Origin of the sequence: Amycolatopsis sp. lyj-109 (genome assembly GCF_046548995.1) — a bacterium.
GTDB lineage: Bacteria > Actinomycetota > Actinomycetes > Mycobacteriales > Pseudonocardiaceae > Amycolatopsis.
In genome coordinates this window covers 213810-233414 of sequence record NZ_JAJPWR010000005.1, presented here as the reverse complement: position 1 = coordinate 233414, position 19605 = coordinate 213810, and the positions used below count along the sequence as shown (strand labels likewise).

At 69.9% G+C, this 19605-nt stretch carries 16 protein-coding genes; 5 read left to right on the top strand and 11 right to left on the bottom strand.

The genetic code is table 11. The annotated features are described in order from the left end of the window. Positions 1–177 precede the first annotated feature (177 nt). Together ACLJQF_RS13195 and ACLJQF_RS13190 are read right to left on the bottom strand one after the other, a co-directional pair. On the bottom strand, positions 178–1437 hold the full coding sequence (locus tag ACLJQF_RS13195; protein ID WP_410608614.1) for an MFS transporter: 1260 nt from the start codon (positions 1435–1437) through the stop codon (positions 178–180). A 315-nt stretch (positions 1438–1752) separates the two neighbouring features. Beyond that, complete coding sequence (locus ACLJQF_RS13190; protein WP_410608612.1) at positions 1753–2100, bottom strand: hypothetical protein; 348 nt, start codon at positions 2098–2100, stop codon at positions 1753–1755. A gap of 120 nt (positions 2101–2220) precedes the next feature. Between ACLJQF_RS13190 and ACLJQF_RS13185 the strand changes: the two genes are divergently transcribed. Next, positions 2221–4098 (top strand): FAD/NAD(P)-binding protein, encoded by a 1878-nt coding sequence (locus ACLJQF_RS13185; RefSeq protein ID WP_410608611.1) that lies wholly within the window; start codon positions 2221–2223, stop codon positions 4096–4098. A gap of 21 nt (positions 4099–4119) precedes the next feature. Here ACLJQF_RS13185 and ACLJQF_RS13180 read toward each other — a convergent pair whose 3' ends face one another. The 3 genes from ACLJQF_RS13180 to ACLJQF_RS13170 all read right to left on the bottom strand — a co-directional run bounded on the left by ACLJQF_RS13180 (position 4120) and on the right by ACLJQF_RS13170 (position 6656). Continuing rightward, positions 4120–5226: a glycosyltransferase gene (locus ACLJQF_RS13180; RefSeq protein WP_410608610.1), complete on the bottom strand. Its 1107-nt coding sequence runs from the start codon at positions 5224–5226 to the stop codon at positions 4120–4122. A gap of 18 nt (positions 5227–5244) precedes the next feature. Then, entirely contained in the window at positions 5245–5883 is a 639-nt protein-coding gene (locus ACLJQF_RS13175; RefSeq protein ID WP_410608608.1) for an HNH endonuclease family protein, read from the bottom strand. Between the two features lie 128 nt (positions 5884–6011). Then, on the bottom strand, positions 6012–6656 hold the full coding sequence (locus ACLJQF_RS13170; RefSeq protein ID WP_410609018.1) for a hypothetical protein: 645 nt from the start codon (positions 6654–6656) through the stop codon (positions 6012–6014). A gap of 112 nt (positions 6657–6768) precedes the next feature. Here ACLJQF_RS13170 and ACLJQF_RS13165 point away from each other — a divergent pair, with 112 nt between their 5' ends. Next, complete coding sequence (locus ACLJQF_RS13165) at positions 6769–8055, top strand: adenylosuccinate synthase (RefSeq protein WP_410608607.1); 1287 nt, start codon at positions 6769–6771, stop codon at positions 8053–8055. 11 nt (positions 8056–8066) lie between these two features. Here ACLJQF_RS13165 and ACLJQF_RS13160 read toward each other — a convergent pair whose 3' ends face one another. The 3 genes from ACLJQF_RS13160 to ACLJQF_RS13150 all read right to left on the bottom strand — a co-directional run bounded on the left by ACLJQF_RS13160 (position 8067) and on the right by ACLJQF_RS13150 (position 11878). Beyond that, positions 8067–8564 (bottom strand): OsmC family protein, encoded by a 498-nt coding sequence (locus ACLJQF_RS13160; protein ID WP_410608605.1) that lies wholly within the window; start codon positions 8562–8564, stop codon positions 8067–8069. Between the two features lie 132 nt (positions 8565–8696). Further along, a complete protein-coding gene (locus ACLJQF_RS13155; protein ID WP_410608604.1) occupies positions 8697–9731 on the bottom strand; it encodes a hypothetical protein in 1035 nt (344 codons plus the stop codon). A gap of 512 nt (positions 9732–10243) precedes the next feature. Further along, entirely contained in the window at positions 10244–11878 is a 1635-nt protein-coding gene (locus tag ACLJQF_RS13150) for a cation:proton antiporter (protein WP_410608602.1), read from the bottom strand. 147 nt (positions 11879–12025) lie between these two features. Between ACLJQF_RS13150 and ACLJQF_RS13145 the strand changes: the two genes are divergently transcribed. After that, positions 12026–13267 carry an MFS transporter gene (locus ACLJQF_RS13145; protein WP_410608601.1) on the top strand — a complete coding sequence of 414 codons (1242 nt, stop codon included), beginning with the start codon at positions 12026–12028 and terminating at the stop codon, positions 13265–13267. Positions 13268–13329: 62 nt separating this feature from the next. Here the strand turns inward: ACLJQF_RS13145 and ribA are convergent, their stop codons facing one another. Together ribA and ACLJQF_RS13135 are read right to left on the bottom strand one after the other, a co-directional pair. Next, positions 13330–14070, bottom strand: coding sequence for a GTP cyclohydrolase II RibA (gene ribA, locus ACLJQF_RS13140; protein ID WP_410608599.1), 741 nt, complete (start codon positions 14068–14070; stop codon positions 13330–13332). Then, complete coding sequence (locus ACLJQF_RS13135) at positions 14067–15527, bottom strand: PfkB family carbohydrate kinase (RefSeq protein WP_410608598.1); 1461 nt, start codon at positions 15525–15527, stop codon at positions 14067–14069. The genes ribA and ACLJQF_RS13135 overlap by 4 nt, the downstream gene beginning before the upstream one ends. A 310-nt stretch (positions 15528–15837) precedes the next feature. Here ACLJQF_RS13135 and ACLJQF_RS13130 point away from each other — a divergent pair, with 310 nt between their 5' ends. Beyond that, positions 15838–17115, top strand: coding sequence for a hypothetical protein (locus tag ACLJQF_RS13130; RefSeq protein ID WP_410608597.1), 1278 nt, complete (start codon positions 15838–15840; stop codon positions 17113–17115). 20 nt (positions 17116–17135) lie between these two features. Continuing rightward, complete coding sequence (locus ACLJQF_RS13125; RefSeq protein ID WP_410608595.1) at positions 17136–18002, top strand: hypothetical protein; 867 nt, start codon at positions 17136–17138, stop codon at positions 18000–18002. Positions 18003–18051: 49 nt separating this feature from the next. On the opposite strand, the gene ACLJQF_RS13120 is transcribed toward ACLJQF_RS13125, so the two are convergent. Then, positions 18052–19593, bottom strand: coding sequence for an amino acid permease (locus ACLJQF_RS13120; protein WP_410608593.1), 1542 nt, complete (start codon positions 19591–19593; stop codon positions 18052–18054). Between the last annotated feature and the right edge of the window lie 12 nt (positions 19594–19605).

Here is a 19605-nt window from a genome sequence, read left to right as displayed (position 1 = left end):
ACGGTGACAAAGTACTCACGGACAGTTTCAGACCGTTCGCCCGCTGTCCACAAGGGCTTTCGGTGTGTACTTTTTCTTTGACACCGGAACGAGAGGTGGCCAGCGATGCGCGGCAAAGAACAGTGACCGCACAGCGCACCGCAAGGTCGCGCAGGTCAAGCCCACGCGCGGGGCATGTCATGCATGTTCGGCGCGTGCGGCCTCTTTGTCGATCCATCGTTCCGGCTCGCCGGACAGCGCCCGGGCCCACAGCACCGCCAGCGGGAGGGTGAGCACGAGCCCGGCGATGCCGAAGATCCCGACCGTCCCGTGCGGGGTCAGCTGATCCGCGAGCACGCCGCCGATCAGCGGGCTGACGCCCATCATCGTGGTCAGGCCCGTGTTGGACAGGCCCATCACCTGCGCCCGCTGCTCGTCCGGCACCGCCAGGGTCAGCGACGCGGTCGCCTGCAGCAGGCAGACCGTGCCCAGGCCGCCGGAGATGATGAACAGGACGATCGACGAGACCGGGCCGGGGTTCAGGAAGCAGAACAGCAGCGGCACGGCGCACAGCGCCGCCAGCGGGCCGATCAGCTTCGGCCGCAGCCGCGCGGGCACCCAGCGCGTGTAGGCGAAGGTCGCGATGACGCTGCCGATCGGGTCGGCCGCGAGCAGCAGGCCGATCGTCTCCGGGCCGCCGCCCGCCGCCGTCACGTACGGCGCGGCGATGCCCTCGTAGACCGGCAGCAGCCCCATCAGCCAGGTGAACAGCACCAGCGTCCGCAGCGGCGAGCTCGCGAACGCCGTCCGGCCACCGCCGCCGAGCGTCGCGAAGAAGGACTTGCGCTGCTCGCCGGTCGCCGCGGCCGGGCGGGCGCGGACGCCGAAGCGCACGAAGACGGCCGACAGGACGAACGTGGCCGCGTCGACGACCAGTGCCACGTGCGGGTCGAGAGCGAGCAGCAGGGCCCCGCCGCCGGCGAAGCCGAGCAGCTGGGCGCTCTGCACGGTCATGCTCCGGATACCCATCCCGACGACGAACCGGTCACCTTCGAGCACCTGCGGCAGCAGCGCCAGCTGGGACGCCTTGAACGGCGGGTTGACCAGGGAAACGCCGCCGACCAGCACACACATCAGCCAGAACGGCATGCCGGGCAGGGCGACCAGCAGGATCAGGCCGGCCCGCAGCAGGTCGACGAGCACCATCACGTTGCGGCGCGGGAAGCGGTCGGCGAAGCCGGTCAGGAAGATGCCGCCCAGCAGCGACGGCGCGTACGTCAGGGCGTAGGTCAGGCCGGTGAGCGTCGCGGAGTTCGTCCCGGTGAACACGAGGATGGACAGCGCGACCCTGGCCAGCTGGTCGCCGGCGATCGAGAGCAGCTCGCCGAACCACAGCGCCCGGAACTCGGCGATCCCGAACACCTCGCGGAACGTGACGCGATCCGGCGGTGCTGCCATGCGTTTTCTCCCGACCACTTGTACAGACCGCGTCAGTCCCATGACCCGCGGTGACGAGACGACCAGTCGGTCATGGGGCAGTCACGGTACGTGAGTTACCCCAGCCAGTGTCCCGTGACTGTTGGTAAATCTCTAGGTTCTTTCGCTGGTATCCAAGGTGTCCCGGAGCTTCCCGAACGGGTCAGACGATAGCCCGCAGTGTCTGACCGGTGGCTCAGGAGTCACCAATCGATCATTCCGTACCGCTTGGTCGGTCGCCAGAGGCAAAAGTATCCACCTCGCGTTCGCGAGGTGGATACCGGGGAAGGGACGAGGTCAGGCCGGCCCGCGGTGGTGCTCGATGACCTCGATCGACGCGCGGACCTGCTCGAAGGTGGGCGGTACCGCCCGGTTGAACACGACGGTCAGGGACCGGCGCGGGATGACGACGAACTCGATGTCGACCCCGGCCGCCTCCGCGGCGGCCTCGACGATGTCCCGCCAGTGCTCGGGGTCGATCCCGTCCGGATCGGCCCATTCGTGGGCGAAGATCGCCCAGTTCCCCCGGAGGAGGGTGCCGACCACGTCCTGCGCGGTGTGGACGCGGTGCGGCGAACCGATCTCATCGGCCAAGTATTCGCAGGTGGCGACGTGCGGCTGAGGCCCGCGTGCCTCGATGGACAAAGATCAAGTCCGCTCCTTTCGCCGATGGGCCGCAGGGATTCGGAGCCGAGCGCGGGCTGGATGGGTTCCGCTCTGTGGGAAGTGGTTCCGGCGCCGGAACCCCGGCGTAGCTTCGGGTTGGTGACCGCTCTCCCGCCGTTCACCCTGGCTGTCGTGGGCGCCGGACCCCGCGGGGTCGGCATCCTCGAGCGGCTCGGCGCGAACGCGGGCGAACTGCTCGGCGGCCGGCGGCTCGAGGTGCACCTGATCGACCCGTTCCCGCCGGGACCCGGCCGGGTGTGGCGCTACGACCAGTCGCCGCTGCTGCGGATGAACTCCATGCCCGAGGACGTCACGATGTTCACCGACGACTCGGTGAAGATGGCGGGCCCGGTGCGGCCGGGGCCGTCGCTGCTGGAGTGGGCGCGGAGGGTGCGGGCCGGCGAGCTCGACGCCGACGTGCCGCCCGACGTCGTCGCCGAGCTGACGGCGCTCGACCCCTTCGACTTCCCCACCCGGCGCCTGCAGAGCGCCTACCTGACCTGGGTGTACCGGAAGGTCCTCGAAGACCTGCCCGAAGGCATCGACGTCGTCGAGCACGCGGCGAGCGCGACCGGGGTCGACGGCCACGTCGTCCGCCTGTCCGACGGATCGGCGATCGTGGCGGACGCCGTCGTCTTCACCGTCGGCCACCTCGACGCGGAACCCGACGAGCGCGAACTCGAGCTGGTGGCGTTCGCCGCGCGGCACGGGCTGTCCTACTACCCGGCCGGCTACACCGCCGACGTCGACTACGCGGGCGTCGAACCGGGCGAAACCGTGCTGGTACGCGGGTTCGGACTGGCGTTCGTCGACCTGATGCTGCTGCTGACCGAGGGCCGCGGCGGCCGGTTCGAGGACCTCCCGTGCGGCGGCCTCCGCTACCACCCGAGCGGCGCCGAGCCGGTGCTGCACGTCGGCTCGCGGCGCGGGGTGCCGTACCACGCGAAGATCGGCTACCGGCTGCGAGGGAAACCGTTGCGGCTGCCCAGGTTCTTCGACGCCTACGCCATGGACGGGCTGGCCGGCGACGCGCTCGACTTCCGCGCGGACGTCTGGCCGCTGATCGCCAAGGAACTGGCCTGGGGCTACTACAGCGAGCTGTTCACCGGGCACCCCGGCCGCGTCCGCATGGACTTCGCCGTGTTCGCCGACGCCTTCGCCGACCTGGCCTGGGATTCGCCGTCCATGCGGGACCTCGTCGCGCGGGCGGTGCCCGCCGAGGCCGACCGGCTCGACCTCGACCGGCTGGACCGCCCGATGGCGGACCGCACCTTCGGCACGGCGGAGGAGTTCGGCAAGGAGCTCCGCAAGTACGTCGAGGCCGATTTGGCGCGCCGGGCGGACCAGGAGTTCAGCGCGGACCTGGGTGCCTTCATGGCGCTGCTGTCGGTGTACGGCCAGCTGCCGACCCTGGTCCAAAAAGGACGACTGGGCGCCGCGTCTCAAGTGTCCGATATGGACGGCTGGTTCCACGGGTTCTTCTCCTACTACGCCAGCGGTCCGCCGCCGCGTCGCCTGGATGAGCTGTTGGCGTTGCACGAGGCGGGGATCGTTTCCTTCGCGGGCGCGGAAATGCGGGTGACGGCGGAGCGCGGCGCCTTCGTGGCGTCGTCGGCGAGCCACCCGGAGCGGGTCGAGGCCCGCACGCTGATCGAGGCGCGGCTGCCGGGCCCGAGCGTGACCCGTGCGGCCGACGGCCTGCTCCGGCAGCTGCGCGACGCGGGCGAGCTGGCGGAGGAGACGGTGGCGGACCCGGTGACGGGCGCCTTGCTGCCGTCGGGCCGCATCCACACGCGGGTGTCGGACTCCCGGCTGCTCGACGGCACCGGACGCCCCCACCCGCACCGGTTCGCGGTGGGCCCCCACACGAGCGCCCGCTCGGCGGCGGCGTTCACCCGGCCGCGGACGAACGCGCTGTCCTTCCGCCAGAACGACGCGGTGGCCCGGGAAATCCTGGCGCTCGTGAGTGGTAATTAGGGTTCTAACCCGAATTACCACTCACGAGGCCCAGGCGACCAGGTCGTCGAGGACCCGGGCGGGCGCGGGCATTCCGGCGATCTCGGCCGCGATGCCGCGGGCGATGTTCCGGGCGGCCGGGCCGGCCAGCAGTTCGCGGGCCGCCGCCTCGATCGCGTCGATCCGGATGGCGTCACCCACCAGGGCCTTCGCCGCGCCGAGCGCCGACAGCGTCTCCGCGTTGGCGAACTGGTCGGCGCCCTGGGGCAGGATCAGCTGCGGCAGCCCGGCGGCGAGCGTGCCGAGCACCGTTCCGGTGCCGCCGTGGTGCACCACCAGTCCGGCGTGCTTCAGCACCTCGGCCTGCGGCACGAAACCCGCCACCCGCACGTTTTCCGGCACCGGGCCCAGCGCCGCGGGATCACCCGGTCCGAGCGCGACGAGCACGTCCACACCCAGGCGAGCCAGCGCGTGGATCGCCCGGCGCAGCACTTGCGTCGCGCCGAAGACCACCGTGCCCAGGGTCAGGTACACGAAGCCGTCTTCCGGGAGCGGCGGCAGCGGGACATCCGCGTCGTACGGCGTCGGGCGCATCCGGAACACCTTCGGCACGGCCGCCGTTCCCGGGTCGCGGACGCTGTCGGGCCAGACGTCGACGCAGGCGTCGCCGAGCATGGCGTCCGCCGGCAGGCTGCCCCAGAGCGGAGCCAGCCGTTCGGCTGCGACCGCGAGCACCTCCGGCGACATCGACCGGCCGATCACCAGCGAGACGGCCGGGATGCCCACCTGCCGCGCGAGTGCCCCGGTGCCGACGTCACTCTGCTCGTAGACCACCAGGTCCGGCCGCACCTCGGGCAGCAGCGGCCGCAGGTCGGCCATCGTCGTTCGTGGCAGCAACTCGGCGAACATCGTGATCCCGATGTCGAAGAAGCCGGCGTCCGCACCGTGGCGCCGCTTGGCTTCGGCCTCCGCGTCACCGATGGAGATGCCGACGCGGTAGGCCTCGAAGCCGAGCTCACGCACCTTCGGCACGAACGCCTCGCCGGTGCCGAAGACGACTTCGTGGCCGGCGGCTTTCGCCGCGTTCGCCAGCGGGAGCAGGGGAAAGAGGTGGCCGTACGCCGGGCGGCACGTGAAGAGGATCCGCACCGCCCAAGCGTACCGGCGTCAGCAGCGGTTGAGCATGTCCGTCAGGGCGGTCTTCTCGGCGGAGTTGATCGTCAGCTTGAACTTGTACTTCACCGCGACCCACATCTTCGCGTAGGTGCACCAGTAGCTGACCAGCGGCGGCTTCCACGCGTCGGGCGACTTGTCGCCCTTCTCCTGGTTGACGTTGTCGGTGACGGCGATCAGCTGCGGGTCGGTGAGGTCGTTCGCGTACGCCTGGCGCTGCGCGGTCGTCCACGAGGACGCGCCGGTGCGCCACGCGTCGGCCAGCGGCACGACGTGGTCGATGTCCACATCGGACGCCGCGGTCCAGGTCGCGCCGTCGTACGGGCTGACCCACTTGCCGGAGGTCGCGGCGCAGCTGGAGTCCGTCACCACGTTCGTGCCGTCGCGCTTGAGCACCACTTCACGGGTGTTGCAGCTGCTGCCCTGGTCGATCCAGTGCGGGAACTTGTCACGGCTGTAGCCGGTCTGGGAGCCGTCGGCCTTGACGGTCAGGGTCGCGAGCTCGGACTTCGCCGTGGTGGCCGACGGGATGCCCGGCGGGGTCGCGTCCGCGACGCCGGCCAGGGTGCCGGACAGCACCGCGGTGACCGCGAGAACGGTGAACGTATGACGAACAGCACGCCTGGTTGGCATTTTGCTGCCTCCGGGTAGTGGGGACAGCTAACCCTGAAGCACGGGAGTGGCGTGTACAACACGTATAGGTGACAGGTTGCTGTCCGGCAATGAACACCGGGTTACTCGCGGGTCACCGTACGATTTGTTCAGACGGCGCCCCGGACCAGCCGCAGGTCCTCGGTGTGCCGGTACCAGGTCCACTTGTTCACCGCGCGCTCGTGGATGACGTCGTCCAGCACCGGCCGCGTCGGGATGCAGCCGATCTGGAACGCCCGCGAGTACAGCGTCGCCGGGCGCTTGAAGATGGTGCCCTTCACGACGCGGACGGCCAGGCCGGGGCCGCCCGGGTCCGGTGTCACCTCGATCGACGCGGCCGGCCCCCGCAGCGCCACCTGCTCGTCGGCGTAGGCCACGCCGCGGACCAGCCGCAGCTGCCCGCGCCCGACGAGCACGCCGCCGACGTCGTCGCGGATCAGCGGCACCGGGTCGACCTCACCGCGCAACGCCAGCGCGAGCGCCCGCAGCGGCGTCTTCGGCAGGCCCCAGAGTGCGCCGACGACCGAGTCCGGCGACGACGGCACGAACCCGACCGACACGCCGGAGAGCGCGTCCTTCCGGAGCAGGCGCAGCACGACCGCGGCGAGGTCGGCGTCCGTGCCCGACACCACCAGATGATCGTGTTCGCCCAGCAAGGGGTCGATTTCCGCCTTGCCGGGACGGCTCGGCACGCGGATCGACGCGACGTCGTCGACCTCTTCGAAGCCCGCCGCGCCGTCGCCACAGGCCACCACGATTCCGCGCACCCGCAGGTCCTCCGTTACAGTCATGCACCGGCATTTCTTCAGCGCCACCGGTGTCCGTCCGGGACACTTAACCTCAGTCGTCGAACACCTGGAGTGTCACATGCCGGCCATCGTGCTCATCGGTGCCCAGTGGGGGGACGAAGGCAAGGGCAAGGCCACCGACCTGATGGGTGACCGCGTCCAGTGGGTCGTCCGCTACCAGGGTGGCAACAACGCCGGTCACACGGTCGTCCTGCCGAACGGCGAGAACTTCGCCCTGCACCTCATCCCGTCCGGCATCCTGACCCCGGGCGTGACCAACGTCATCGGCAACGGCGTGGTGGTCGACCCGGGTGTGCTGCTCGACGAGCTCTCCGGCCTCGAAGCGCGGAACGTGGACACGTCCAAGCTGCTGATTTCGGCCGACGCGCACCTGATCATGCCGTACCACGTGGCCATCGACAAAGTCACCGAGCGCTACCTCGGCAGCCGCAAGATCGGCACCACCGGCCGCGGCATCGGGCCGTGCTACCAGGACAAGATCGCCCGCGTCGGCGTCCGCGTGCAGGACCTGCTCGACGAGAAGATCTTCCGCCAGAAGGTCGAAGCCGCACTGGAGTTCAAGAACCAGGTGCTGGTGAAGGTCTACAACCGCAAGGCCCTCGACGCCGACCAGGTCGCCGACGAGGTGCTGGCGGCGGGCGAGAAGTTCGCGCACCGCATCGCCGACACGCGCCTGCAGCTCAACCAGGCCCTGGAGCGCGGCGAAACCGTGCTGCTGGAGGGTTCGCAGGGCACGCTGCTCGACGTCGACCACGGCACCTACCCGTTCGTGACGTCGTCGAACCCGACGTCCGGCGGCGCGAGCGCGGGCTCGGGCATCGGGCCGGGCCGCATCACGACGGTGCTCGGCATCCTCAAGGCCTACACCACGCGCGTCGGCTCCGGCCCGTTCCCGACCGAGCTGCACGACGAGTCCGGCGAGTACCTGCGCAAGCAGGGCGGCGAGTTCGGCGTGACGACCGGCCGTTCGCGCCGCACCGGCTGGTTCGACGCGGTGATCGCGCGGTACGCGGTGCGCGTCAACGGCATCACCGACTACTTCCTCACGAAGCTGGACGTGCTGTCCGGCCTGGAGAAGGTTCCGGTGTGCGTCGGCTACGAAGTCGACGGATTCCGCACCCAGGACATGCCGATGACGCAGACCGACGTGCACCACGCGATCCCGATCTACGAAGAGCACCCGGGCTGGTTCGAGGACATCTCGGCGTGCCGCACGTTCGAGGAGCTCCCGGCGAACGCCCGCGCGTACGTCGAGCGCCTGGAAGAGCTGTCAGGCGCCCGGATCTCCGCGATCGGCGTCGGCCCGGGCCGCGAGCAGACGATCGTGCGGCACACGTTTGTCTAAGGCGCTGTCGGTTAGGTCAGTTTCGTGCTGACGGGCGTTTCGTTCCGGAACAGGTCGAGCACCGGGCAGTGCTCGTCGACCTCGCGCTTGAGGTCTTCGTAGCGCTCCCGGCTCGCCGGCCCCTCCAGCTCGACGGACACGCGGACATCCCCGAAGCCGGGCCGCGTGTTGAAGGAGAAGCCGAAGAAGCCGTGCAGATCGAGGTCCCCGTCGACGGTGACCTTGATCGAATCGAGCGGAATCCCGCGCTTCGCCGCCCAGAACTGGTAGGTGATGACCTGGCACGACCCGAGGGCGGCCAGCGCGTACTCGACGGGATTGGCGGCCTGGTCGGTCCCGCCGAGCGCGGGTGGCTCGTCGACGGTGAAGCTGTGGTCCCGGACCTTGACTTCGACCTGGGTCGCGGTCCCGGGCTTGAGAACGTGGTCAACGCTGAAGGAGACGGCAGCGTTGTGCGGATCGGCGTCGACGGCCTTGCGGGTGCCATCGATGACTTCGGTCAGCGACATGGGCTCTCCTGAAGATCGTGATTTGCTTCAGGGTGGGCGATTCCACAGCGGACCGCTCGGGTTCTCATGCGTTGGGAGCCGAGGTGTCCGCGATGCGGAAGTGCTTGCGCCGCCGTCTCGACCTGGGCACCATCAGGCGCCGATGGTCGGGGGGACGGCGCGATCGCTCGAGCTGAAGATGTCGTCCGACCCCGAGTCGAGGTACCGTCCCGCCTTGCTGGTCGTCGCCGCTCGCGAGAGGGTGTTGAGCTCCTCGCGGAGCGTGGCGATTTCCTGTTGCGCCTTTTCCAGCTCCAGTTCGCGGTCGCCGTCTTCGCGCTTCGCGGCGTGAACCAGCTTCTCGCGCAGCTCGTCGATCTTCCGGTAGACCTCTTCCAGTTCCAGGGAGAGAGTTCTGGCTCGCGCTTGTGCTTTGTCCCGGTCTTCTTCCGCTTCCCGGATTCGTGCCCAGCTCGTCTCGTACAGTTCGGCCATCTGGTTGGCCAGTTCTTGGGCACGGGCGAGCGCGGAATCGCGTTCGTCGTCGGCGGCCTTGATGCGTTTCATGCTGATTTCGTGCACCTGATCGAGTTCGAGCGTCAGCGAAAGGGTCCTGGCGACGGCCGAGTCGCGTTCGTCTTCGGCACCTTTGACGCGGAATTCTTCGGTCCGCCGGGCCCGTTCGGCTTCGAGGTTCGCCTGGGTCATGATCCGGCCGACCTCGTCCCGCGCGAGGGCCAGGATCTCGTTCGCCCGGTTCTCGGCTTCTTCGATGATCTTCTCCGCTTGACGCCGGTTGTCGGCGCCACGACCGGCAGGAGCCGGGCCGGCCGGCCCGAGCGGCTCGCCGAGCGGGGCCAGGCTCGCGCGGATCCGATCCCACCGGGCGCGCTCCGGCGCCGGGACGCCGCAGACCGCGAGGAACGCCTCGAGGAAGTCGCGCTTGGGCAACGCACCCTTGTCGAGGACTTCACCGACCATCCAGCGGCTGAGCTGCCGCCCGCTGCGGGCGGCGATCTCCCGGTTCGACAGCGGGCCGGCGATGTGCCTGACCTGCTGCAGGCACCTGGTGAACTCGGCGGCATCGTCGCCGACGGCGTCCAGGTCGATGTGCGCAGTGGTGATCGGCTCGACGGGGCGGAAGGACCCCGCGTGTCCGTCGGGCCGGGGAGGCTTCGGCTGCGTCACGGGGATCCACCAGTCGTGTCGTCGTCGGCGGCAGGCTGTGGCCGGCACCGGCTGTTCCTGGCCAGCCATGGCTGCAGATGACCGGAGATGACCGGCGTCACCCCCTCTAAGAACGAGATCGGGGGCCGGATGTTACAGCCGCGGTCGCAGTGGCCGGCCGACTCCGCCCGGAACCGCCGGAGATCGGCGGAATGGGGAACCAATTCCGGCCTGGCGGGCGGGAAATGGCTTGAACCGGCAGGCTTCGCAGGGAATCGGCGGATTGCTGGCCGGCTTCTGCGGAGTCCGGTTTTCTGGTGGCACCGGGAAATCCGAGTGCACCGCCGAGGAGGTGAATGGCATGGCCAAGAAGAAGCAGCGCCCGAATCGGCAGCCCTGGTGGGCGGCGCTCATCGAGCTCCTGATCGTCTTCTACTACGTGGTGGAGCCGGTGAGCATCCACCTCCACCGATGACGCCGAGCCTGTTCCCACGCGCGGGGGTGCCTGTTTCCACGGGCACCCCCGTTTCTCGTCAGGCCAGGCGATTCGGGATGGTCGCCGACACCGACAGCTCCTCCAGATCCAGCTCCCGCAGCACCTTCTGCAGCACTTCGTCGTCGAGGCGGCCCGCGCGGTTCTCCTGGATCATCGCCTTGCGCTGGGTGATCAGCAGCTCTCGCCGGGCCTTCGCGAACTGGGCCTGCGGGCTGCCGGACCGATCTTCGCCGGACAATGTGATCGCGGCCTTGGCGAAGCGGTAGCGCATGTCGATCAACCGCTGGAGCCGCTCCTTGAGCCGGTCCACCTTCTCCTGGGGCAGGTCCAGCGAAGCCAGCCGCTGGTGGCCGATCTCGCGCAACTGCTCCTGCGCTGCCTTCTTCGCGACTTCACGCGCGGCGAGCTCTTCCGCTTCGTCCCGCGATGCCTCGGTGGGATCTTCGACCTTCAGCGCCCGGATCAGCGGGGGCAGCGTCAGCCCCTGGATGAGTACGGTGCCGATGGCCACGGTGAACGCGAACAGCTGGATCTCCTCGCGGCCCGGGGTGCCCGCCGGCACACCGGCCGCCGCGGCCAAGGTGACGACGCCGCGCATGCCCGTCCACGAGACCACCGCCAGCACCCGCCACGACGGCGCCGCGCGGCCGCGGCCGAACAGCCGCATCGCCCTGGGCAGGTAGGCGAAGACGAACACCGAGGGGATCCGGACCAGCATCGTCACCGCCAGCACGGCCACCGCGACCAGGGCGAGCGTGCCGTTGTCGCGGGCCGCGTGCTGGGCGCCGTCCAGGACGAACGGCAGCTGCAGTCCCATCAGCGCGAACACCAATGCCTCCAGCAGGACGTCGATCGACGCCCACACCGATCTGTCCTGCATGCGGGTCGCCGGCGACGCGTACAGCGAGCGGTGGCCCAGGTACAGGCCGGCCGCGACGACGGCGAGCACGCCCGACCCGCTGAAGTCGTCACCGAAGGGGTGCAGGTGCTCGGCCGTGACGTACGCGGCGAACGGCACGATGATCCCGAACGCCGACTCCAGCAGCGGGTCGTCGAGCAGCCGCCGGATCAGCACCACGACGCCGCCGATCGCCAGGCCGACCGCGATGCCCAGCCCGGTCGCCACCCCGAACACCGCGAACCCGTGCCCGGCCGAGCCCGCGGTGCCCGCCACCGCGGCGAGCGCGACCTTGTACAACGTCAGCGCGGCGGCGTCGTTGACCAGGCTTTCCCCGGTCAGCACGGCCATCATCCGCCTCGGCAGGCGGAGCTTGCGCCCGATCGCCACCGCCGTCACCGCGTCCGGCGGCGCCACGACCGCGCCGAGGACCAGCGCCGACGCGAACGGCAAGTCCGGCAGCAGCAGGTGCACGACGACGGCGACGACCACCGCGGTCACCGCCACCAGCACCACGCCGAGCGTGATGATCGGCCGCAGGATGTTCTTGAAGTGCGCCAGCGAGCTCTCGAGCGACGTCGAGTAGAGCAGCGGCGGCAGCACGACGGTGAGGATCAGCTCCGGCTCGAGCTCCAGCCGCGGGACGCCGGGGATCAGCCCGACGCCGAGCGCGACGACCACCACCAGCAACGGCGCCGACAGGTTGTAGCGCCGGGCGATCGCGGTCAGGGCCAGCGAACCGGCGAGCACGCCCATCAGCGTCAAAAGTTCCACTCGCGCATCTTTCCGCAGGTCGCGCGGCCTTGCTCGACTTCCGTTCAGCGGAAGCGCGCTGGATTGTGTCGGACCCCACATGCATACTTGTTCGCACTACGCACACCTGTGCGGAAGACGTGCACCGACGCACCTCCGGAGGTTCCGATGTCCCCTGGCACCCGCGGCTGGGTCGTGCCCCTGGCCTGGACAGCCGTCCTGCTCGACGGGTTCGACCTGGTCGTGCTCGGCACCGTGCTGCCCGTGCTGCTCCGCGGCCACGTCTGGGGCCTGACCCCGGCCACGGCGGCGGTCGTGTCGACCGTCGGGCTCGCCGGGATGATGCTGGGCGGCCTGGCGATCGGCACGGTCACCGACGTCATCGGCCGCCGGAAGTCCCTGATCATCTCCGTGACGCTGTTCTCGCTGTGCACCCTGTTGTGCGCCTTCGCGCCGTCGACGTTCGTCTTCGGGCTGCTGCGGTTCGTCGCCGGGCTCGGCCTCGGCGGCTGCCTGCCGACGGCGATCACGCTGGTCACGGAGTACGCCCGCCAGGGCAAGGCCGGCAGCGCGACGACCACGGTGATGACCGGCTACCACGTCGGCGCGGTGCTGACCGCGCTGCTGGGCATCGTGCTGATCTCACCACTGGGCTGGCGCGCGATGTTCGTCGCCGGCGCGCTGCCCGCGGTCGTGCTGGTTCCGCTGATGCTGAAGTACCTGCCGGAGTCGGAGACGTTCCAGCAGGTCCGCGAGACCGACCGGTCGGCCGGGCAGGCCGTCGCCGGGCTGTTCCGCGGCGGCCTGCTGCGCGCGACGATCGCCTTCTGGGCCACCTCGTTCATGGGTCTGCTGCTGGTCTACGGCTTGAACACGTGGCTGCCGGAGATCATGCGCCAGGCCGGGTACCCGCTGGGCGCGGCGCTGAGCCTGCTGCTGACGCTGAACGTCGGCGGCATCGTGGGCCTGCTCGTCGCCGGCCGGGTCGCCGACCGCGTCGGCATCCGCCCCTCGGCCATCGTCTGGTTCTGCGCGGGCGCGGTGTTCCTCGCCCTGCTGAGCGTGAAACTGCCGGCCGTCGGGCTGTACGCGGCGGTGTTCCTGACCGGTTGCTTCGTGTTCAGCGCTCAGGTGCTGGTGTACGCGTACATCGGCCGGATCTACCCGGCCGCGATCCGCGCAACCGGCCTCGGCTGGGCGGCCGGCATCGGCCGCATCGGCGCGATCTCGGGCCCGATCCTCGGCGGCGCCCTGCTGACGGCGGGAATCGCCTATCCATGGGGCTTCTACGCGTTCGCCGGGGTCGGTGCGCTGGGAGCGGCGGCCGTGACGGTGGTCCGCCCCGGCCACCGCACCCCGGCGCCGGAGGTCAGCCCGAGTGCGACCGAGTCCCGCCCGGCGACCACCTGAGCGCCGGGGGATGCCGTCCGCCCCGGGCAGCCACGCCGGGCTGTCCGGGGCATCGCCGGCTGTCAGGCCACCTGGTGCGCGCTCTCCCGGGCGCTGTCCATGCCGGCTTCACCCATCGCGCTCACAGGCTGGGAAGGATGGGCCGCCGCCTTGCGCAGGGCAGCCCGGCGAGGGCTGAGCCAGCGTGACCCGGCGAACCGGATGACGCGCCACCGCAGCCGCGCGGCGATGGACAGCATGTGTTCCTGGTTGTCGCGCTTGGCGACCAGGTAGGCGAGCGTGTGCTCGCCCGGCTCCGGCATCACCAACGGCCGGTGCCGCAACTTGAGGCCGCCGACATCGAGGCCCGCCAGCTTCCCGGGGTTGTTGGTGAGCAGCGTGACCTCCTTGAGCCCCAGCTGCTTCAGCAACGCCACGGCGTCCCCGTACGACCGGGTGTCGGCTTTGCACTCCAATGCCGCGTACGCGGCGAACGTGTCCATGCCGGTTTCCTGGCAGAGCCGGTATCCCCGCGCCTTCGTCAGGAGACCGGCACCACGGCCTTCCTGGTCCAGGTAGATGAGTACCCCGGAGTGCCGCTTGATCTCTTCGAGCGACCGGTCGAGCTGGTAAAGGCAGTCACAGTTGGTGGACCCGAATATTTCGCCGTAGAGGCACCGGGACTGGATCCGCACGAGACACCCGTCCCGCGGGTCGCCGAACACCGCCGCACACGCCGGAGTGGGCTGTTCGGAACCGTCGAGGACGACGACCCGGAAATCGCCGTCCGAATCCTGCAATTTGTGCTCCACGACCTCGGTCACGGGTTCTCCACGTCAGGTTTTCTCCACAGCCGGTCGACGTCCTCGGTGCCGGGCATGGAGTCGGTGATCTCCTCGAGCGTGAGGTTGGCGGTCATGGCCCGGATCGCCCATTCGAGCGCATCCCAGGTGAGGTCCCCGCCGTCATCGAGGAGCTGGAAAGTGAGGGCCGCGGAAAACGCTTCCCGGGCCCCAGGCGTGTCTTCGAGTGGAACGTTCGGGCCCTCGATGTCCCTTGACCGTGTCCGGGACCGGATCTTGGCGCCGAAGTTCTCGACCACACAGACCGTCTGCACGCCGAGGGTGAGCAGTTCGTCAGCCAGCGCGTCGACCGTGGCGGGGCGGTCCGGATAGGACAGCAGCCCGCGCAGTTCGCCTTCACGGCCGACGAGGTAATCGACGCCGTGAAGATGCCGGTAAAGCTGTTGCGGAGTTTTCATGGGTGGCGAAGCCTGCAACAGCACCAACGGTTTCGGTGTTTGCCGGGCGGCCGTTTCGAGCGCCCATTGCACCGTTTCGACCGGTGGTTCCAAGGTGATCAATACCGCATCGGCGTCGGCGATTGCTTGTTTCGTGCGCGGTTGCTCGAATTCCGTGGTCGACAGCGAGACCTTGCCCTTGTTCATCCAGCCCAGATAGCGGGTCTCGCCCTTTTGCGTAACGAGCATGAGGGCTCTCGGATTCGCCTCGCCCGGCGTCGTCCGGATCAGCTCGGTCGAGAGGCCTTCTTGCCGCATGTAGCGGGTGAGTTCCCGCGCGGCATCGTCGCCCCCGATGGCGGCGCAAAGCCGCGCGCGAAGGCCGAACCGCCGGGCGGCGACCGCAAGGTTGAGCCCCTTGCCCCCGGGGTGCTCTTCGAACGAGTCCGCCTGCACCGCGGCACCGATTTCGGGAAGCTCGTCGGAGACCACGATCACGTCCGTCACCGCGCCCCCGATCACGACGATCGAGTTGCTGGGTTCCCGGGCATCGGCGGCCGGCTCCGGCAGGGGTGCTTCCGGACCGTGCACGCAGCGTTCCGCGAGCCTGAGGAGTGCACGCGCCTCGACCGGGCCACGCAGGGCGCGCACCGAGGGCGCCGGAGGTATCTCGGTCACGTCGAGCAGGCGGTGCAGCGCCGCCCAGTGCTCGGCGAGTGTCTCGCGTCGCTCGCCGAGATCTTCCGCATACAGCTGTGGCAGCCCCGGCCGCCCGGCGAGCATGCCGAGGGCCAGTACCGCGTCGGCGATCAGCCGGTCGGTCGGTTCGAGAGCGGCGGTGACCCGGGTGACGACGTCGACGATGGCCTGGTCGGTGGACACGGCGCGCTCACGCGCGTACCGGCGCACGATGGGCAGGTCGGCGAGCAGCGCGACGTCGACCTCGGTCGCGCTGAGCCGCTCGACGTTGAGGCCGCTGCGGGTGCGCAGCTTGAAAAAGACGTTTCGGACGCCCTCGACGGCGGCGTCGGGCTTCGCCATCCGTCCAGCCTACCCTTCCCCTGTCATTTGGCTTCTCCAGGGTGACACTTGTTGGACAAACTCCGGGCAGTTCCATGGCAGATGCACGAGCGGATGTCACGGATGGTTCATCTGCCGTGGCGAGAGTACCTCCTCGACTAGTCCGTTCGGGGCACGGTGCTCCGGCGTTGGGGGCGTCCCGCTCCCGAACGAAGCGAGTTTCCCCGCCGTAGCCCGGAGAACAGTCACCCCCTCTATCGTCGCGGCAATTGACATCGTTACCCGGCAAATGTCACCCTGGGGTTGCCTCATCGGCCCCTGGGAGGTCGCCATGAAGCCCTGCAACTTCGGTTCAGGCCACGAAGCACGTCTCACCCGCACGGCGTTCGCACTGCGGATTCCGCAGGAAGCCGCGCGGATCGGCACGAGACCCCGACCGCGGACGGCAATTGCCGCGCTGGGATTGCTGGCGCTGCCAGTCGCCGGGTGCGCCCTGCCGGCGAAGGCGGTCAACGCCGCCGCCGGCGGTGACCGCGTCGTCATCGTCGCGAGCGCCACCGCGAACGAGCCCCGCCCGGCGGTCACCGACCTCGCCCGTCAGGTCCTCGTCGACGCCGCGAACAGCGGAAACGTCTCCTCGGGCGGCGAGGGCAAGAGCAGCGTCGCGCTCGTCGCGGCCGCCGACGGCGTCGAGTCGCGGCAGCTCGTCCTGACGCCGCGACGAGCCGACGGGGCGCTGGAGCACGGGTTGCAGCGGCCGTCGCTCATCGAGCGCAACGTCCAGGCCGCCGCCGACGCGGTCGCCGCCACTGCCGCCGCGCGGGCCGGGCTCGATCTGCTCGCCGGGATCGACGCAGCCACTCGGGGGGTCACTCCGGGCCGGCTGATCGTCGTGAGCAGCGGGCTGAGCACGGCCGGAGCCTTCGACCTGCGGCAGGTCGGCTGGGACGCCCAGCCGGAGGAGGTCGCGAGTCAGCTGGCCGCCAAGAAAGCGTTGCCGCACCTGGAAAACTGGCACGTCCTCTTCACCGGGCTCGGCAGTGTCGCCGGAGCGCAGCCACCCTTGCCCGGACCCGCGCACGACAAGCTCCTCCAGTACTGGCAGGCGATCTGTGCACGGGCTCAGGCCGCCGGCTGCGACTTCGACGACAAGCGCGTCCCGGCCGAGCCGTCCCACGCCACCGTCGCCACGCCGGTCGTGCCCGTGCCCGGGGTGACGTCGGTGGTCGGGCCCGCGGGCCAGGTCAGCACCACCGTGTCCGACAGCGCTCTCGGGTTCTCGGGCGATTCCGCGGTCCTGTCCCCGGGCGCCCAGGACCTGTTGCGCGCTCTCGCCGGGAGCATCACCGCACGGTTGGCGGGCAGGCCTGGCGCCGTGGTGACCATCCGGGGCTACGCCGCCGATCCCCCGGGGTCGACCGCGGCCGGGCGCCGGCAACTCGCCGACGAGCGCGCCCGGGCGGTGGCCGGCGCACTCGGCCAAGCCGGGGTGCGCCAGCCGCTCGACGCGGCCGGGATCGGCACCCAGCCCGGCCGGACGGCGATGGCGGGCGGCCGGTTCGACGAAGCCGCGGCAGCCGCGATGCGGCGAGTGGAGATTGCTTACTAGCAGGACGAGGAGGTACCGCCATGACCATCAGCGACGAGACGCGCAACCTGCCACTCCCGCAGCCACGGCGCCCGCGGGAGCACGCCGGGGGCTCCTCGATCACCCAGGCGGACCGGCTGCTCGTCCGGATCCGGGAGCTCCGCTACCTGTCCGACCGGGTGCTGGACGACCACGTCGTCGGCCCGCACGGGCAGAACCTGACGGTCGCCGAAGCGCGCGCCAGGGCGGAGCTCCTCGACGGGCTGATCGAGCTGGAACAGGTGCGTGGCAGCCTGCGGCACCGCCGCGTCAACCGGCTCACCCGGGTGCTGACCCTGCTCACCGTCACCGTGGTCGACCTGCCGATCATGTTGTGGCTGGCCAGTTCGGTGTTCAACGTCGACTGGGCGGCCCCGCTCGGGCTGCCGCTGCTCATCAGCGTGGTGATCTCGGTGCTGGCCACCGGCGGCGCCGCGACCGCGTTACACCACCTGGGGCACAACCAGCGCCAGCACAAGAACCACCGCCGCCAGCTGGAGTGGCGCAAGCTGTCCACCGGCGCCAAGCTGAGCTTGCTCACGGTCGGGCTGCTGGTGGGCCTGATGGGCGTGGTGATGTTCGTCCGGGTCTCCACCGAGGGGCTGCTGTCGGGGATGAACGGTCTCGCCTTGCTGATGGCGGTGCTCGTCGCGCTCGTCATGGTCGTGTCGGCGACGCTGGTGTTCTGGACGGCCTTCCGCGACGGCTCCCTGGAGCAGGACGACCTGCGCCACTACAGCGAGTGCGTCCGGCCGCACCTGGCCGCCAAGCGCGAGTACGAGGACCAGGCCTACGAGCTCGGCTGCCAGTACGACCTGCTGCGCTGCCGCGTCGAACGGGAGGACGTCCTCGGCGCGCCCGCCGAGTGAGCGCGGGGTGGTGAGGGAGTCCCGTGGGGGGACTCCCTCACCGAGACCGTCAGCCCAGTTCCTTCAGTTCCTGTTCCACCGCGGCCAGTTCCGCCTCGGACCCCTGGACCTTCGGCCCGGTGAACCACTTCCGGGCCGAAACCACCCACCACAGGCCCGCCCCACCCAGTACCACCAGGAAGGCGATCGGCGTGTAGTTGAACGAATCGGCCGTCACCGGCGACACCTGCGGCAGCATGAAGAGCACGAAGATCAGCGCGACCCACACCGTCGCGATGATGCCGATCGGCTTGCCCCAGCGGCCGAGCGACCACGGGCCCGGCTCGAACGAGTCGCCGCGGCGGACGCGCAGGAACACCGGGATCACGTACGCCACGTACAGCCCGACCACGGCGATCGACGTCACCGCGGCGTAGGCCGTCGCGCTCCACAGGTACGGCAGGGCCAGCACCAGCGCGCCGCCCGCGGCGAGCCACACGGCGTTGGTCGGGGTCTGCGTGCGCTTGTTGATCTTGTGCCAGATGCCCGAGCCCGGGATCGCGCCGTCGCGGGCGAACGCGTAGATCATCCGGGAGTTCGCGGTCACCGACGCCATGCCGCAGAACAGCTGGGCGCCGATGCAGATCAGCAGCAGGAACTTGCCGGTGACGGCGCCGGTCGCGTCGATGAAGATCTGTGCGGGCGGCACGCCGGTGGCCGAGCCGACGGCGCCGTCGTAGTCCTGGATCGCGAACGTCAGGCCGATCAGCAGGATCCAGCCGGCGACGAGGGAGACGACGATCGACATGACGATCCCGCGCGGTCCGGCCGTCGCCGCGCTCTTCGTCTCCTCGGTCATGTGCGCGGACGCGTCGTAGCCGGTCAGCGTGTACTGCGCGACCAGCAGCCCGAGCGCGAAGACGTAGAACGTCGACCCCCAGCCCGTCTGGTTGACGAAGCTGCCGAAGACGAACGAGGCATCCTGGTGCTTGGCCGGGACGAAGATCAGCACGCCGACGATCACCAGCACGCCGATCAGGTGCCACCACACGCTGACGTTGTTGAGGATCGCCACGATCCGGACGCCGAAGGTGTTCAGCAGGCCGTGCACCACGAGGATGATCACGAGCAGCAGGATCGTGTGCCCCGGCGTCGCTTCGAAGCCGAACTGCAGGTCGAGGAACGCGTTGAGGAACAGCGCCGCGCCGAAGTCGATGCCCGCGGTGACGGCGATCTGGCCGATGAGGTTGAACCAGCCGGTGAACCACGACCACGCCGGCCCGTTCTTCGGCGCCAGTTTCGCGGCCCAGTAGTACAGCCCGCCGGCGGTCGGGTAGCTGGAGCAGACCTCGGCCATGCCGAGCCCGACCAGGATGACGAACAGCCCGACGAGCGGCCAGCCCCAGATCATCGCGGCCGGGCCGCCGGTCTTCATGCCGAAGCCGTAGAGCGTGAGGCAGCCGGAGAGGATCGAAATGATCGTGAAGGAGACGGCGAAGTTCGAGAACGCCGACATCGTCCGTTTGAGTTCTTGGGCGTACCCCAGCTGGTGTAGCCGGGCGGCGTCGTCGTCCGCGTGGTCGGGGGTGGTCTGCTGGTCGGAAACATCCATCGGGCACCTCTT

Coding starts and splice junctions, on each gene's coding strand:
- ACLJQF_RS13130 (WP_410608597.1), top strand. CDS start 15,838: ATGAAGCCCTGCAACTTCGGTTCAGGCCACGAAGCACGTCTCACCCGC.
- ACLJQF_RS13125 (WP_410608595.1), top strand. CDS start 17,136: ATGACCATCAGCGACGAGACGCGCAACCTGCCACTCCCGCAGCCACGG.
- ACLJQF_RS13175 (WP_410608608.1), bottom strand. CDS start 5,883: ATGCCAACCAGGCGTGCTGTTCGTCATACGTTCACCGTTCTCGCGGTC.
- ACLJQF_RS13145 (WP_410608601.1), top strand. CDS start 12,026: ATGTCCCCTGGCACCCGCGGCTGGGTCGTGCCCCTGGCCTGGACAGCC.
- ACLJQF_RS13120 (WP_410608593.1), bottom strand. CDS start 19,593: ATGGATGTTTCCGACCAGCAGACCACCCCCGACCACGCGGACGACGAC.
- ACLJQF_RS13165 (WP_410608607.1), top strand. CDS start 6,769: ATGCCGGCCATCGTGCTCATCGGTGCCCAGTGGGGGGACGAAGGCAAG.
- ACLJQF_RS13135 (WP_410608598.1), bottom strand. CDS start 15,527: ATGGCGAAGCCCGACGCCGCCGTCGAGGGCGTCCGAAACGTCTTTTTC.
- ACLJQF_RS13195 (WP_410608614.1), bottom strand. CDS start 1,437: ATGGCAGCACCGCCGGATCGCGTCACGTTCCGCGAGGTGTTCGGGATC.
- ACLJQF_RS13160 (WP_410608605.1), bottom strand. CDS start 8,564: ATGTCGCTGACCGAAGTCATCGATGGCACCCGCAAGGCCGTCGACGCC.